At 70.8% G+C, this 13824-nt stretch carries 15 protein-coding genes; 7 read left to right on the forward strand and 8 right to left on the reverse strand.

All coding sequences use genetic code 11. The features are described 5' to 3' along the window. Positions 1-201 precede the first annotated feature (201 nt). From OG978_RS48395 to OG978_RS31705, 5 genes are all read left to right on the forward strand, one after another. The gene (locus OG978_RS48395; protein WP_350985409.1) at positions 202-282 is read left to right on the forward strand and encodes a tryptorubin family RiPP precursor; all 81 of its coding nucleotides are present in this window, start codon (positions 202-204) and stop codon (positions 280-282) included. Between the two features lie 115 nt (positions 283-397). Then, positions 398-1441, forward strand: a complete 1044-nt coding sequence (locus OG978_RS31690; protein WP_326768480.1) for a cytochrome P450 — start codon at positions 398-400, stop codon at positions 1439-1441. Positions 1442-1778: 337 nt separating this feature from the next. Further along, positions 1779-2981: a S8 family peptidase gene (locus OG978_RS31695; RefSeq protein ID WP_326768481.1), complete on the forward strand. Its 1203-nt coding sequence runs from the start codon at positions 1779-1781 to the stop codon at positions 2979-2981. Positions 2982-3102: 121 nt separating this feature from the next. Beyond that, entirely contained in the window at positions 3103-3678 is a 576-nt protein-coding gene (locus OG978_RS31700) for a DUF1697 domain-containing protein (RefSeq protein WP_326768482.1), read from the forward strand. Then, positions 3675-4070, forward strand: coding sequence for a nuclear transport factor 2 family protein (locus OG978_RS31705; RefSeq protein WP_326768483.1), 396 nt, complete (start codon positions 3675-3677; stop codon positions 4068-4070). Before OG978_RS31700 ends, OG978_RS31705 begins: the two co-directional genes overlap by 4 nt. A gap of 7 nt (positions 4071-4077) precedes the next feature. Here the strand turns inward: OG978_RS31705 and OG978_RS31710 are convergent, their stop codons facing one another. Continuing rightward, positions 4078-4863 (reverse strand): ABC transporter ATP-binding protein, encoded by a 786-nt coding sequence (locus OG978_RS31710; RefSeq protein ID WP_326770229.1) that lies wholly within the window; start codon positions 4861-4863, stop codon positions 4078-4080. A 95-nt stretch (positions 4864-4958) separates the two neighbouring features. Further along, positions 4959-5828, reverse strand: a complete 870-nt coding sequence (locus OG978_RS31715) for an aldo/keto reductase (protein ID WP_326768484.1) — start codon at positions 5826-5828, stop codon at positions 4959-4961. Between the two features lie 234 nt (positions 5829-6062). On the opposite strand from OG978_RS31715, the gene OG978_RS31720 reads away from it, so the two are divergent. Continuing rightward, positions 6063-6647, forward strand: coding sequence for a TIGR03086 family metal-binding protein (locus OG978_RS31720; RefSeq protein ID WP_326768485.1), 585 nt, complete (start codon positions 6063-6065; stop codon positions 6645-6647). 15 nt (positions 6648-6662) lie between these two features. Here OG978_RS31720 and OG978_RS31725 read toward each other — a convergent pair whose 3' ends face one another. Beyond that, positions 6663-7868, reverse strand: a complete 1206-nt coding sequence (locus tag OG978_RS31725) for a hypothetical protein (protein ID WP_326768486.1) — start codon at positions 7866-7868, stop codon at positions 6663-6665. Positions 7869-7969: 101 nt separating this feature from the next. Between OG978_RS31725 and OG978_RS31730 the strand changes: the two genes are divergently transcribed. After that, positions 7970-8602: a DsbA family protein gene (locus OG978_RS31730; RefSeq protein ID WP_326768487.1), complete on the forward strand. Its 633-nt coding sequence runs from the start codon at positions 7970-7972 to the stop codon at positions 8600-8602. A gap of 12 nt (positions 8603-8614) precedes the next feature. Here OG978_RS31730 and OG978_RS31735 read toward each other — a convergent pair whose 3' ends face one another. The 5 genes from OG978_RS31735 to OG978_RS31755 form a co-directional block, all read right to left on the reverse strand. Further along, positions 8615-9379: a sirohydrochlorin chelatase gene (locus OG978_RS31735; protein ID WP_326768488.1), complete on the reverse strand. Its 765-nt coding sequence runs from the start codon at positions 9377-9379 to the stop codon at positions 8615-8617. A gap of 8 nt (positions 9380-9387) precedes the next feature. Then, positions 9388-10278 (reverse strand): ABC transporter permease, encoded by an 891-nt coding sequence (locus OG978_RS31740; RefSeq protein ID WP_326768489.1) that lies wholly within the window; start codon positions 10276-10278, stop codon positions 9388-9390. Then, positions 10265-11056, reverse strand: coding sequence for an ABC transporter ATP-binding protein (locus OG978_RS31745; protein ID WP_326768490.1), 792 nt, complete (start codon positions 11054-11056; stop codon positions 10265-10267). Before OG978_RS31745 ends, OG978_RS31740 begins: the two co-directional genes overlap by 14 nt. Before the next feature lie 68 nt (positions 11057-11124). Next, positions 11125-12240 carry an aliphatic sulfonate ABC transporter substrate-binding protein gene (locus OG978_RS31750; protein WP_326768491.1) on the reverse strand — a complete coding sequence of 372 codons (1116 nt, stop codon included), beginning with the start codon at positions 12238-12240 and terminating at the stop codon, positions 11125-11127. A gap of 243 nt (positions 12241-12483) precedes the next feature. After that, positions 12484-13824, reverse strand: coding sequence for a sulfate adenylyltransferase subunit 1 (locus OG978_RS31755; RefSeq protein ID WP_326768492.1), 1341 nt, complete (start codon positions 13822-13824; stop codon positions 12484-12486).

The raw sequence follows: 13824 nt of genomic DNA on the forward strand, positions 1-13824 counted from the left end.
TGGTTCCACCTGTGCCCGATTCGCCGTGATTCGGGTACGGCGAAAAAAGAAGTCATTGACAACTCCTTTCACGCTGAGCTTCACTCCTTTCGGCGGTGAGCGGCACAAAATTCCCGGTCAGAGGCGGGGGATTGGCGTCGCGATCGGTCCAAGTCATGCCCGCTTGAATGCAAATTCAGAGTAAAAGATGGAGGTGCTGTTATGAAGTTCCTTTTCTTGCTCAAGGACAAGATGACGCCGGAGAAGAGCCTGAAGGCGTACGCCTGGTACCACTGGTACTAAGCCGACAGAACGGTCCGTCGTTTCGAGGGACACGGTCAGTCGATTCGGGCCCGTGTCCGGCCAGGCCTCATCGGCCCGCCGGGCGCGGGCCCTTCCCGCTTCTTGGAGACCACCGATGCACATGTCCGGTACCGGCAGCCGCGCCCGGGACGTCGTCTTCGCGCCGAGACTCCAGGCGCTCCTGCGAGACCACCGGGGCGAGGAGGTCTTCCGTCTGGACCCCGGCACCGTCGGCGTCGCCGGGGCCGACCTGACGGACCGGATCCTCGCCGCCAGACCGGCCGCCGAGGACGAGCGCCCCACCTTCAAACCCCTGCACGGACGGTCCATTCCGCGCACCGAGGCGTCGACGGTCATGCAGGCCATCGGCCGGGACGTCCGGACGGCACTGAAGAAGCCCGTCGGGAAGGTCGACCTCTCCGGCGAATGGCCGCACGTCGGCCATGTGTTCCTGCGCGATCTGGTTCTCGGAGCCGACCCCTACCGGCTCCGCATCCTCATGGACCGCGCGCTGGAGCTGACGCCCAAACTCACCTGGACGGTCATCGCCACGGGGGCGGCGCTGCCCGGCCGGCTCCGCCCCGGCGCGCCCGTCTCCGCCATCGCGGGCCTGACCGCCAATGCCGGGAGCTACAGCGACCGGCGTTACGCGATGGGCCTGTACCGGCGGGCGGCGGCCCCGGTATGTTTCACCGTCTCGACGCTCGTCGCCAACGCGCTCTGGCTCGGATCGCCCTTCGGTGACGACACCTCGAACCGGAACATCCTGTACGAGGCCATGCGACTGCTGCCGCCCTCCTGGAACATCCTGCGGAAGGCGTCGCCGGAGTACCCCGCTCTCGACTCCCGGATCGGCGCGGCCGACGACATCCTCCTCCTGCCGCTGCTGAGCCACCGCGACCCCGCGCTCTGGGACGACCCCGACGAGTTCCGCCCCGAGCGCTGGGACAGCCTGGACCCCGACGACCAGCCCGGGTACCTCCCCTTCGGGCACGCCTCGGAACGCTGCTGGGGCCGGCACATGGTGATGCCGCTCGCCGAGATGCTGCTCGACATGCTGCGCGGCGACAATCTGACGGTGAGTCCGGAGCAGGCCGCCGCGAAGGTGCCCCTCGCCGGACTGATGGGGGTCGGCGACGTCCGGGTCGTCCGGACCTGAACCCAATTTGGTGACCTCGTGAGGGCTCTGTGAACACGGGGGTGGAATCAAGCCGCCTCCCCGCCCGTCCGTACGGTCGGGCGGGGTTCGTCTTCCCGTGTGTGAAGTGTGCCGGTCGGAGCCGTAAGCCCGGTGTGTGCGGCGGATGTTGCGGCGGCGGTGCCCGACTTGGGCACGGCTGGCCGGTTTCTTATTACGTAACTTTGTTGAGTAAGTCACAGCCGCATGAAGGTCTTGATCTGGGCGCGTCAATCGGCGAGGGTTTCGAGCCAGCCCCCGGAGATCTTCCGGCCGGGGGCCAATCCCCCCACAAAGAATGACGAGGAGATCCCTCTTCATGGCAATTCACAAGCGCGCACGCCGGATCAAGCTGACCGCTGCGATAACCGCGGTGGCCGCAGCGGCCGGGGTCACCCTGCTCAACACCTCCCTCGCCGGCGCCGCACCCGCTCCCGCGATGGGCACCGTCTACGGCGCGGACGCGGCGAACGCCGTCTCCGGCAGCTACATCGTGATGCTGGACGAGAAGGCCGACAAGGCGGAGCTCGCCAAGGAGTACGGCGGCAAGCTGAAGCGCAACTACAGCTCCGCCATCAACGGCTTCTCCGCCAGCGGCCTTTCGCTCACCGAGGCCAAGCGCCTGGCGGCCGACCCGGCCGTCTCCAAGGTCGTCCAGAACAAGAAGTTCCACATCGACGAGACCCAGGACAACCCGCCGTCGTGGGGTCTGGACCGGATCGACCAGACCGAGACGGCCGGCGACAACGCGTACACCTACCCGGACAGCGCGGGCGAGGGTGTCACCGCGTACGTCATCGACACCGGCGTCCGTACCACGCACGAGGAGTTCGAGGGCCGGGCCACCTCGGGCTACGACGCCGTGGACAACGACGACAGCGCCGACGACGGCAACGGCCACGGCACCCATGTGGCGGGCACCATCGCCGGTGCGACCTACGGGGTCGCCAAGAAGGCCGACATCGTCGCCGTCCGGGTGCTCGACGACTCCGGCTCGGGCACCACCGAGCAGGTCGTCGCCGGTATCGACTGGGTCACCGAGAACCACGAGGGCCCCTCCGTCGCCAACATGAGCCTCGGCGGCGGCGCGGACGAGGCGCTCGACGCCGCGGTCCAGAAGGCCATCGCCTCCGGAGTCACCTTCGCGGTGGCCGCCGGAAACGACTCCGCCGACGCGAGCGACAGCTCCCCGGCCCGCGTCCCGGAGGCCATCACGGTCGCCTCGTCCACGGTGGACGACGAGCAGTCCTCGTTCTCCAACTACGGCTCGATCGTGGACATCTACGCCCCGGGCTCGGACATCACCTCGTCCTGGAACGACAGCGACGACGCGTCCAACACCATCTCCGGTACGTCCATGGCGACCCCGCACGTCGTCGGTGCCGCCGCCGTCTACCTCGCCGGCCACCCGGACGCCACCCCGGAAGAGGTCGCCACGGCACTGACCGACGGAGCCACCCCCGACGCGATCTCCAACGCGACCGAGGGCACTCCCAACAAGCTGCTGAAGGTCGTCGAGTAGTCGACCCCGCAGCCGTGACCGGGTGACGGATGCCCGGCACAACGGAATCGGCGGCCGCCGCGCCCTCCCCCACGGGGCGCGGCGGCCGCGCCGTGCGAAGAGATCGTCCTATGGTGTGCCCATGACGATGTACGCGGCGCTGTTGCGCGGGATCAATGTGAGCGGCCACAAGAAGGTCCCGATGGCCGAACTCCGCACACTGCTCACCGGACTGGGACACGGAGACGTCCGCACCCACCTGCAGAGCGGCAACGCGGTCTTCAGCAGCGCGTCCGACGACGAGAACGCCCTCGCCGCCGAACTGGAGCAGGCCATCGAGAAGCGGTTCGGCTTCCCCGTCCCCTGCCTGGTCCGGGACGGAGCCTACCTGGCGGAAGTTGCGGCGGCCTGCCCGTTCCCGGCCGCCGAACTCGAAGGAAAACAGCTGCACATCACCTACTACGACCAGCCGGTCGACGCCGATCGCTTCGCCGGGATCGAACCGGAGGCCTTCCTCCCCGAGGCATTCGGCCTCGGCGACCGTGCGCTCTATCTCTACGCCCCCGACGGACTGGGCCGCTCGAAACTCGCCGCGGCACTGTCCCGGCCCTCCGTCACCAAGGGCATCATCGCCACCTCGCGCAACTGGAACACCGTGGTCAAGCTGGTGGAGATGACGGCGCCCACGGTCACCACACACGACGGAGCCCCCGCATGACCGAACCGTCCCCCGGCGTGGCCGCGGCGGTCGAGGGCGAGCTGCGCCTTCTGGACCCGGCCGTGCGCGCCTCCGCCGAACTCCTCGCCCAGTTGCTGCACCCCGACTACCGCGAGATCGACTACACCGGCCGGGTCTGGGACCGCGACACCATGATCGCCTCGCTCACCGCGGCGGACGCCCCCCGCCCCGGCCCGCTGACCGCGTCCCGGATGAGCGGGGTCCAGCTCGCCGACGACCTCGTCCACCTCACCTACGACACCGAGACGAAGGGACGCCTCGCCCACCGCAGTTCGGTGTGGCGGCTGACCGACGTGGGCTGGGTGCTCTACTTCAACCAGGCCACACCGTTCGGCGCCGCCGCGGACACCGGTACCGGCGCCGAGGGCTGAGCACCGGTCAGCGACGGGCGACGCGCTGCGCCCGCGCAGCCCACCGGCCATCCGTACGGGAGATCCGCACCGGATGCCCGAAGCAGTCGCTGACCTGATCCGTGGTCAGTACCTCGTCCGCCCGACCCGAGGCCACGCACCGGCCGCCCCGCAGCAGCAGCGCATGCGTGGTGGAGGCGGGCAGCTCCTCCAGGTGGTGGGTGACCAAAACCGTCGCCAGCTCCGGATGTTCCTCGCGCAGCATGTCCAGACTGTCGAGCAACTGCTCACGCGCGGCGAGATCGAGCCCGGTGGCCGGCTCGTCGAGCAGCAGCAGCCGCGGTTGCGGCATCAGGGCGCGGGCGATGAGCGTACGGCCCCGCTCACCCTGCGACAGCGCCGGCCAGCGCGACCCCGACTTGCCGCCCATGCCCAGCATCTTCAGCAGCCGCTCCGCCCGCTCCCGCTGCTCCTCGCTCACCGTCCGGCGCGGCACCGGCTCGACCGAGTTCGTCAGGCCGGTCAGCACCACCTCGTGCACCGACAGCGGGGAACGCAGCGGATGACGCGGATCGACATGCCCGAGCAGTGACCGCAGCTCCCGCAGATCGACCCGGCCGAGGGTGCGTCCCAGCACCTCCACCGAGCCCCGGGTGGGATGGTTGACCGCGCCGAGCAGCCCCAGCAGCGTGCTCTTCCCGGCGCCGTTGGCACCGAGCAGCGCCCAGTGCTCACCGCTCCGTACGGTCAGGGAGACCGAGTCGAGCAGCACATTGCCGTCCCGTACGAGCGAGACACCGTCCGCCCGGATCACCGGGACGGCGGTGGCATCGGCCGCCGGGCCGGGAGCGGCGGCCGGAGCGGGGACGGCGGGGGTGATACGGGCGGTGGTCACGTGCGGGTACTCCTTCATGCGGGTGCGAGCGCCTCCAGGCCGCTCAGGTCCTCGGTGGACAGCCGGATCTCCCGGGCCCCCAGGTTCTCCGCGAGATGGACGGGCGAACCGGTGCCCGGGGTCGGGCACAGCACGGGGGAACGGTGCAGCAGCCAGGCGAGGGCGATCTGCCCGCGAGTGGCACCGTGCCGATCGGCGATGCCGGTGAGCACCGCGGCGGCGTCGCCGGTCAGAGCGCCGTTGGCCAGCGGGAACCAGGGCAGAAAGGCCAGGCCGTGGGCCTCGCACACCTTCAGTACCGCGTCCGACGAACGGTCGAGGAGATTGAAACGGTTCTGCACCGAGGCGATCCCGGTCAGGGAGAGAGCCTGCTCCAGCTGGTCGGCGGTGAGGGTGTCAAGACCGATGTACCGGATCTTGCCTTCCTGCCTCAGCGCATCCAGGGTGCCCAGCTGGTCGGCCATCGGCACCTCCGGGTCCAGCCTGTGCAGTTGGTAGAGGTCGATCCGGTCCGTCCGCAGCCGTCGCAGACTGGCCTCGCACATCGCCCGCAGCTGCTCCGGCCGGCCCGCGATGTGCCAGGCGCTGTCGCCGGTGCGCACCACACCGCCCTTGGTCGCGATCACCAGATCCTCGCGGTACGGGTGGAGCGCCTCGGCGACGAGTTCCTCGGCCAGCCCCGGGCCGTAGTTGTCGGCGGTGTCGACGAGCGTGACGCCCTGCTCGACGGCCGCCCGCAGCACGGCCACGGCATCCCGCCGCTCGCCGCGCGGGCCCCAGTACCCGGGGCCGGTCAGCTGGGCGGTGCCGTAGCCGAGCCGGCGTACGGGCAGCTCGCCGCCGAGCAGGAACACATCATCGGGAAGGGGCGGGAGGAAGGTCATGACGGGAACACTAGGGCCTGTCCGGCGGATCATGGCCGGGGTCGCGCCCTGATCCGTCGGACAGGCCCTAGTCGCAATCGGTGTCGTGACCACGGATCCTGTTCCGAGGTGCCGCCCGCCCCTTCGAGGGGCCGGATTTCCGACGTTGTCCACGCCGCCGTCCGAACCGCCCGGTCGGGACGGCGTCGCATTTCTTCAATACCGGCCACCGGGACCGGCTCCAGACTGGGACGCATGAAGAACGAGCACGCCCACCTGACCGAGGTCGCCGTCGAGGCGGCCCGCATCGCCCGCTCCATCGACGTCGAGCAGCTCGACGTACCGAACACGCCCTGCGGTGACTGGGATGTGCGCGGGCTCGTCAACCACTGGGTGCTGTACACCTCACACGGCCTGGAGCACCGCGCCCTGCGCAAGGACCTCCCGGAGGAGCTCACCGCCCGCGACTTCACCGCCGACGCCGACTGGGCGCAGCAGTACGCGGCGCAACTGGACCGCGCGGTCGCCGCATGGTCGGACCCCGTGGTCTGGGACGGCGAGGTCGACCTCGGGGGTTCGGCCACCCCGGCAGCCGACATCGCCGCGATGCTCATCGCGGAGACGGCACTGCACGGCTGGGACGTGGCCCGTGCCGTCGGCGAGGAGTTCCGGCTCTCCGACGCGGCGGCGGCCTACGTCCTCGGCGTCGTCGACAGCATGGCCGCGCTCTACCGGCAGTACGACGGCTTCGCCGACGAGGTGCCGGTGCCCGCGTCGGCGTCGGTGTTCGAACAGGCGCTGGCCCACAGCGGACGCGACCCGCACTGGACCGGTGCCTGAGCCGGACGAGCGTCCCTAGTCCTGCCAGTAGAAGAGCAGGGTGGCGACGTCCGGGGGCTCGCGGCTGCCGAAGTAGTAGACACAGAGGCCGGTGACCCGGATCGCGTCGGTCGCCCGGTCGATCCAGCGGAAGCCGGCCGATTCCAGGGCCGCGCGGGCGGCGGGTTCGTCCTCGTACGAGGTGGCGAACCGCCCGAGGGTGCTGACGGAGATCTCGCTCTCGCCGAACCTGATGACGTGGTAGGTGCCACCACCCTGCCGGTGGTGCTCCCCGCAGGAGACCGGGGGCTCCGGCGCCAGGCCCGCCGCGGTGAGCGCGGCCATGGCCCGGCGGAGCTGCTCGTCCTCGTCCGGCTCGGCGGGCGGCTCGGCGCAGATGGCCTCGACCCGCCACCGCGGGTCGCTCCGCTCCTCGCAGTCGTGCCCGTACTCCTGGAGGATCACCCCGCGCAGCTCTTCGTCCAGACCGTCGACCTCGACCCGGGGACGGCCCAGCGAGTCGTGGATGGCCCGGGTCTCGGCGGTGTCGCCGGTGAGGCGGTGCAGCGCGTACGCCGCCCACAGCTTCGCCTCGGCCGTCGGCGCCTCGTCAAGGCAGCCGCGGATCCGGTCCGGGTCGGTCAGCAGTGACTGGGCGAGGTACGCGACCGCCCGGTCGGGGTCCGCGAGCGCGTCGGTGACGTCCTGGCCGGCGCGGTGCCGCATCCGGACGCGGAAGGCGCGGTCCTCGGGGCGTGCGTCACCGACGTCGGCCAGCACCGCCGCGGTTCCGTGCCGGGCGACCAGCGCGTCCAGTCCGGCCTCGCCGATCGCCCGCAGGCGCGGCCACGGTTCGGCCGCGAGCGTCGCCAGCTCGCCGACCGCCGAACGGTCACCGAGCAGGCCGCGTGCTTTGAGGATCGCCTCGGGCATTCCGTACGAACTCTTCTGCCGCCGGTCCTCGTGCCTGAGCCAGGGCAGCAGTTCCGCCCGGTCCGCGAGGAGATCCAGCAGTGCGATGCGGACCTCGTCCATGTCACCGGGGTCGTGGACGCACGCGATCAGTCCGGCGACGCAGTGCTCCGGCACCCGCCCGGCCAGTGCGACCACGCAGGCCCTGCGGCGCCACCACGGATGCGCCGAATCGGCGACGTACCCCGCGAGTCGGTCCGCGTCGAACTCGCGCAGGCCCGCGGCATCGACCTGCCCGGCCCGCGGGACCAGTGTCTCGATCGTTCGCATCCGTGGATGCTACCGCCCGCCTCGCCCCGGTCGAAGTGGCCCAGTCAGCTCGACGGTGAATGGTCCGGGACCACATGCCATTTTCTGTCTAGGCTCGACCCGTGACCACACCACGCACCCCGGAACCGGGCCGGACCGTCGTCGACTTCTACTTCGACCCGGCATGCCCGTTCGCCTGGATCACCTCCCGCTGGATGCTGGAGGTGGAGCAGCGGCGCGACATCGATCTCCGCTTCCGCGTCATGAGCCTCTACCTGCACAACATCGGCAATGAACTCCCCGACTGGTACCGGGAACTGGTCGACAGGTCGATCGGCCCGGTGCGGGTCGCGGTCGCCGCGGCGGACGCCCACGGCGACGGCGTGCTCCGCGACCTCTACACCGCGATGGGCGTCCGGATCCACCGGCAGAAGAACGAGGACTTCGACGAGGTGATCGCCGAGTCCCTCGCGGAGCTCGGCCTGCCCGCCGCGCTCGCCGCCGCCGCGCACTCGGAGGCGTACGACGAGGCGCTGCGGCGCAGCCATGACGCCGGCAAGGACCCGGAGGCGGACGCGTACGTCGGCACGCCCACGATCCATGTCGACGGCGCGGTCTGGTTCGGGCCCGTCCTGCGCTCCGCACCGCTCGGCGAGGAGGCCGGACGCGTCTTCGACAGCTTCCGGGTGCTCGCCGGGAACCCGGACCTCTTCGAACTCAAGCGGACCCGCACGGGCAGCCTGGACGTGGGGTGACCGGGCGCCGCGCTACGCGGTGAGCGCGGCGGGCCGGGCCGCCGGCCTGCGGGCCTCGTCGTACCGGGTCAGCAGCAGCCGGGCCAACTCCGGTGAGGCGCCCAGCACATCGGCCAGTACGTCCGCGCCGGCCGCCCCTTCGGCGATCCGGTCCGGAAGCCGGCCGGGAGCGATGACGTACGGAGCCACCGCCACCCGGCGCACACCCTCGTCCCACAGGGCCCGTACCGCGTCCTCGGTACGGGGGAACCCCGTGGGAGATGCAGCGGAGGCGAACGCAGGCCGCACGGAACACCAACCGGTGTGCCGCAGCTCCCGCGCGATTTCAGCGATCACTGCGATCGCCTCCGGGTCTGTGGAGCCCGCCGAGGCCAGGACGAGCCCGGTCGAGCTCCGGTCACCGGGACGGACCCCGGCCTCGTGCAGCCGCCGTTCCAGCGCCGAGTTCAGCAGCGGTGACGGGCCGAGCACCTCGGCCTGCCGGATGCGCAGCCGGGGCAGTCTGCTCCGGGCCTCGTGCAGCACCGTCGGAATGTCGGACTTGGCGTGGAAGGCCCGGGTGAGGAGCAGGGGGAGCGCGATGACGTCCTGCGCCCCCTGTGCGGCCAGCCGCTCCAGGACCCGCGGCACCGACGGCGCGTTGAAGTCCAGGAAACCCGTCTCCACGCGCAGCCCCGGCCGCAGCGACCGCACCCGCGCGGTGAGCGCGTGCACGGTCGCCGCGTGCCGCGGGTCACGGCTGCCGTGGGCGATGACGAGAAGTACCGGAGCGGTCATGGTCGTACTCAGCTCTTGACGAGGAGGCCGCGGCCGCGCAGCACCCACCGCTCCAGCGGACTGAAGATCAGCAGGTCGATCGCGATGCCGACGGTGAGGATCAGGATGATGGCGAGGAACACCATCGACATGCTGCTGGTCTCCCGGCCCTGTTCCAGCAACTGGCCCAGGCCCACCCCCAGATCGGGCGAGGAGGCGATGATCTCGGCGGCCATCAGCGAACGCCAGGAGAACGCCCAGCCCTGCTTCAGGCCCGCCAGATAGCCGGGCAGCGCGGCCGGCAGCACGATGTGCCAGGTGCCGCGAAGACCGGTGGCGCCCAGCGTCTTCCCGGCCCGCAGATGCAGCGGCGGGATCTGGTCGACGCCCGCGACCAGTCCGTTGGCGATCGACGGGACGGCGCCCAGCAGGATCACCGCGTACATCATCCGGTCGTCGAGCCCCAGCCAGATCACCGCTGGCGGCACCCAGGCGACCGACGGCAGCGACTGGAGCCCGGAGAGCACCGGCCCGATCGCCGCGCGGACCAGCTTGACGCGCGACACCAGCAGTCCGAGCGGAGTGCCGATGGCCAGCGCCAGCAGGAAGCCGAGCAGACCGCGCGAGACGCTGGTCCAGATGTAGCCGAGCAGGGTGCCCTGCGCCCAGGCATGGGTGACCTCGTCCCACACCTGGGACGGCGACGGCAGCTTGTAGTCGTCGGTGACCTGTGCCCAGATCAGGATCTGCCAGACGACGAGCACCAGGACCACGGCCACGACCGGCGGCAGCACCTTGCGCACCAGCACCTCGCGGACCGGGGTCCGGCTCACCCGTACGGCGTCGAGTGCGTCCAGCCCCGCCTCCAGGCCCGCCAGGTCCTGGGCGGTGTCCTTTGCGGCGGTCTCAGTGCTGGCCATGTCGGCGGATCTCCCCACGCAGTTGTTCGGTGATCTCTACGGACAGCTCGGCCACCGCGGTGTCCTCGATGCGGCGCGGCTGGTCGATGTCGACCGTCCACTCCCGGGCGATCCGGCCCGGCCGCGACGAGAGCAGGACGACCCGCTCGGCGAGCCGGACCGCCTCCCGCACGTTGTGCGTGACGAAGAGGACCGAGACGTTCGTCTCGCGCCAGATCCGGGTCAGCTCGTCGTGCAGCACGTCCCGGGTGATGGCGTCGAGTGCGGCGAACGGCTCGTCCATCAGCAGCAGTTGACTGTCCTGGGCGAGCGCGCGGGCCATCGCCACCCGCTGCCGCATACCGCCCGAAAGCTCATGCACCCGCTTCCCGTACGCCCCGCCGAGCCGTACGAGTTCGAGCAGCCGCTCCGCCTCGGCGCGGCGCTCGGACCTCGGTACGCCGCGCAGCCGCAGCGCGAGTTCGATGTTCTTGCCCGCGGTCAGCCACGGGAAGAGGGCGTGCTCCTGGAACATCAGGGCCGGCCGCCCGCCGGGGGTCTCGATGGACCCCGCGGTCGGGCGGTCGAGTCCGGCCACCAGGTTGAGCAGGGTCGACTTGCCGCACCCGGAGGCGCCCAGGAGGGTGACGAACTCGCCGGGAGCGACATCGAGTGTGATGTCGTCCAGGACGAGCTGCTGCCCCTCCGGTCCGCCGAAGGACTTCGATACGTGGTCGATACGGGCGGCGTGCCCGAACGCCGTACGGTCCTCGGCCTTGGTGAGCGTGGTGGTCGCCATGGTCGTCACCTCCTGGGAATCCTGTTCGGGTGCCGGACGCTCCGAGAGCGTCCGGCAGTAGGCAGCGCTTACTTGACGCCGAGACCGGCGTCGGCGACCTCGGGCCTGCCGGCGGCCTCGAGGATCTTGTTCAGCGGCTTCAGGTCGTAAATGCCCGTCAGGTCCGTCTGCTCCAGCAGACCTGCCTTCACCGCGTGCTTGGCCTCGGTGTCGAGCGTGGCGGCCAGCGGGTCGTCGATGAACTGGATCGACTTCCACGCCGGGTCGAGGACCTCGGCCGGCAGCGCCTTGCCGCTCAGCTCCTTGAGCGCGGTGTTGGCGGAGGCCTTCGCCTTGTCCGGGTTGGCGTTGATCCACGCGTTGGTGTCGACCGTGCCGCGCAGCACCGCCTCGACGACGTCCGGGTGCTCGGTGAGGAACTTCTGCGACACGATGATGTTCGTGATCACGAACTTCTTGTCCGGCCACAGCGACGACTCGTCCAGGAGTTCCTTCGCGCCCTGGGCGACCAGCTTGGAGGCGGTCGGCTCGGGCACCCAGGCGCCGTCGATGGAACCCGACCGGTAGGCGTCCGGCGTCACCTTGTTGTCCGTACGGACCACGGAGACGTCGCCCTTGCCGCTGTTGGCGTCGACCTTCCAGCCCTTCTCGGAGATCCAGTTGAGGAAGGCCACGTCCTGGGTGTTGCCGAGCTGCGGGGTGGCGATCTTCTTGCCCTTGAGGTCGTCCAGGGTCTTGATCTTCTTCGGGTTGACGACCAGCTTCACGCCGCCGGACGCCGAACCGCCGATGATCCGCAGGCTCTTGCCCTTGGACTTGGCGAAGCCGTTGATGGCGGGCGAGGGGCCGATGAAGCCGATGTCGATCGAGCCCGCGTTGAGCGCCTCGATCTCGGACGGACCGGCGTTGAACGTCGACGGCTTGACCGCCGTGGAGCCGAGCTCCTTGGCGATGATGCCTTCCTGGATGCCGACCAGGGCCGTGGCGTGGGTGAGGTTCGGGAAGTAGCCGATCTTCACGGTGTCCGCGGAGAGCTTCTTGCCGCCGGTGGAGACACCGGCCTCCTTGACGTCGTCCTGCTTCGCCTCGGAGCCGTAGCCGCAGGCGGTGAGCGCGAGAGCGAGCAGCGGCAGGGCGGCGACGGCGGCGAGGGCGCGGCGCGGCGCGGTACGGGGGGCAGACACGGGAGGCTTTCCTCTCGTTGGCCCGGTGCGCGCGTCCCTGGGTGCTACGGGGACGCGGCCGGGAGGTCGGCAGGTCTTCGTCTGAACTGGCGGTGCGGGCGGTGCGGTTGGTGCGAGTGGGCGCGCAGGCGGTGCGCGTACGTCATCGCGCACATCGCGCGACCCCGCCCTGGCCGCTGCCGAGGGCGCCGCTGCCGATGCGGCCGCCCTCCTTCGCGAACGTGGAGTAGATGTCGATGGTCATCAGAAGTCCCATTCGGCGTCGTCCGCGGCGGCCTCGGGTCCGGCCGCGGCGGCGAACGAGGCGCCCGCCATGCCGGCCGTCAGCGTGGTGCCGTCCGCCGGGTCGATCAGGAGGAACGAGCCGGTGCGCCGGGAGTCCGCGTACGCGTCGAGTGCGAGCGGCTCCGCGGTACGGACGACGACCCGGCCGATGTCGTTGGCGGCGAGCTGTCCGGGCGCCGGGTGCTGGGAGAGGTCGTCGAGCGTCAGGCGCGAGGGGATGTCCTTGACGATCGCCTTGACCGTGCGGGTGGTGTGCTTGAGCAGCACCCGCTGGCCGACGGCGAGCGGCTGGTCGGCGACGTGGCACACGGTCGCCTCGACGTCCTGGGTGACCGCCGGCGCGTCGTCGGCCGGTGCGATCAGGTCGCCGCGCGAGATGTCGATGTCGTCGGCCAGCCGGATCGTCACCGACTGGGGCGCCCAGGCGATGTCCACGCTCTCGCCGAGCGCGTCGATCCCGGCGATCGTCGACGTACGGCCGGACGGCAGGACGGTGACGGCCTCGCCCACCCGGAACGCGCCGGCGGCGATCTGGCCCGCGTAGCCCCGGTAGTCGGGGTGCTCGGCGGTCTGCGGCCGGATGACGTACTGGACCGGGAAGCGGGCGTGGCAGGCGGTGAGGTCATGGCTGACCGGCACCGTCTCCAGGTGTTCCAGGACCGTCGGCCCGCCGTACCAGTCCATGTGCGCGGACGGCTCCACGACGTTGTCACCGGCCAGCGCGGAGATCGGGATCGCGGTGATCTCCGGAACGCCGAGCGAGGCCGCGTACGCCGTGAACTCCTCGGCGATGGCGGCGAACACCGGCTCCGCGTAGTCGACCAGGTCCATCTTGTTGACGGCCAGCACCACGTGCGGCACCCGCAGCAGCGCCGCGACGGCGGCGTGCCGGCGGGTCTGCTCGACGACACCGTTGCGGGCGTCGACCAGGACGACGGCCAGCTCGGCCGTCGAGGCGCCCGTCACCATGTTCCGGGTGTACTGCACATGCCCCGGGGTGTCGGCCAGGATGAACCGGCGGCGCGGCGTCGCGAAGTAGCGGTAGGCGACATCGATGGTGATGCCCTGCTCGCGCTCGGCCCGCAGCCCGTCGGTCAGCAGCGCCAGGTCGGGCGCCTCCTGGCCCCGGCTGCGCGAGGCGTGCTCGACGGCCTCCAGCTGGTCGGTGAGGACCGACTTGGAGTCGTGCAGCAGACGTCCCACGAGGGTGGACTTGCCGTCGTCGACCGACCCCGCGGTGGCGAACCGCAGCAGGGTGGTGGTCGACAACTGCTCCGCGTGCTGGGTGAGTGTGGTCAT

The organism is Streptomyces sp. NBC_01591 (assembly GCF_035918155.1).
Lineage (GTDB): Bacteria > Actinomycetota > Actinomycetes > Streptomycetales > Streptomycetaceae > Streptomyces.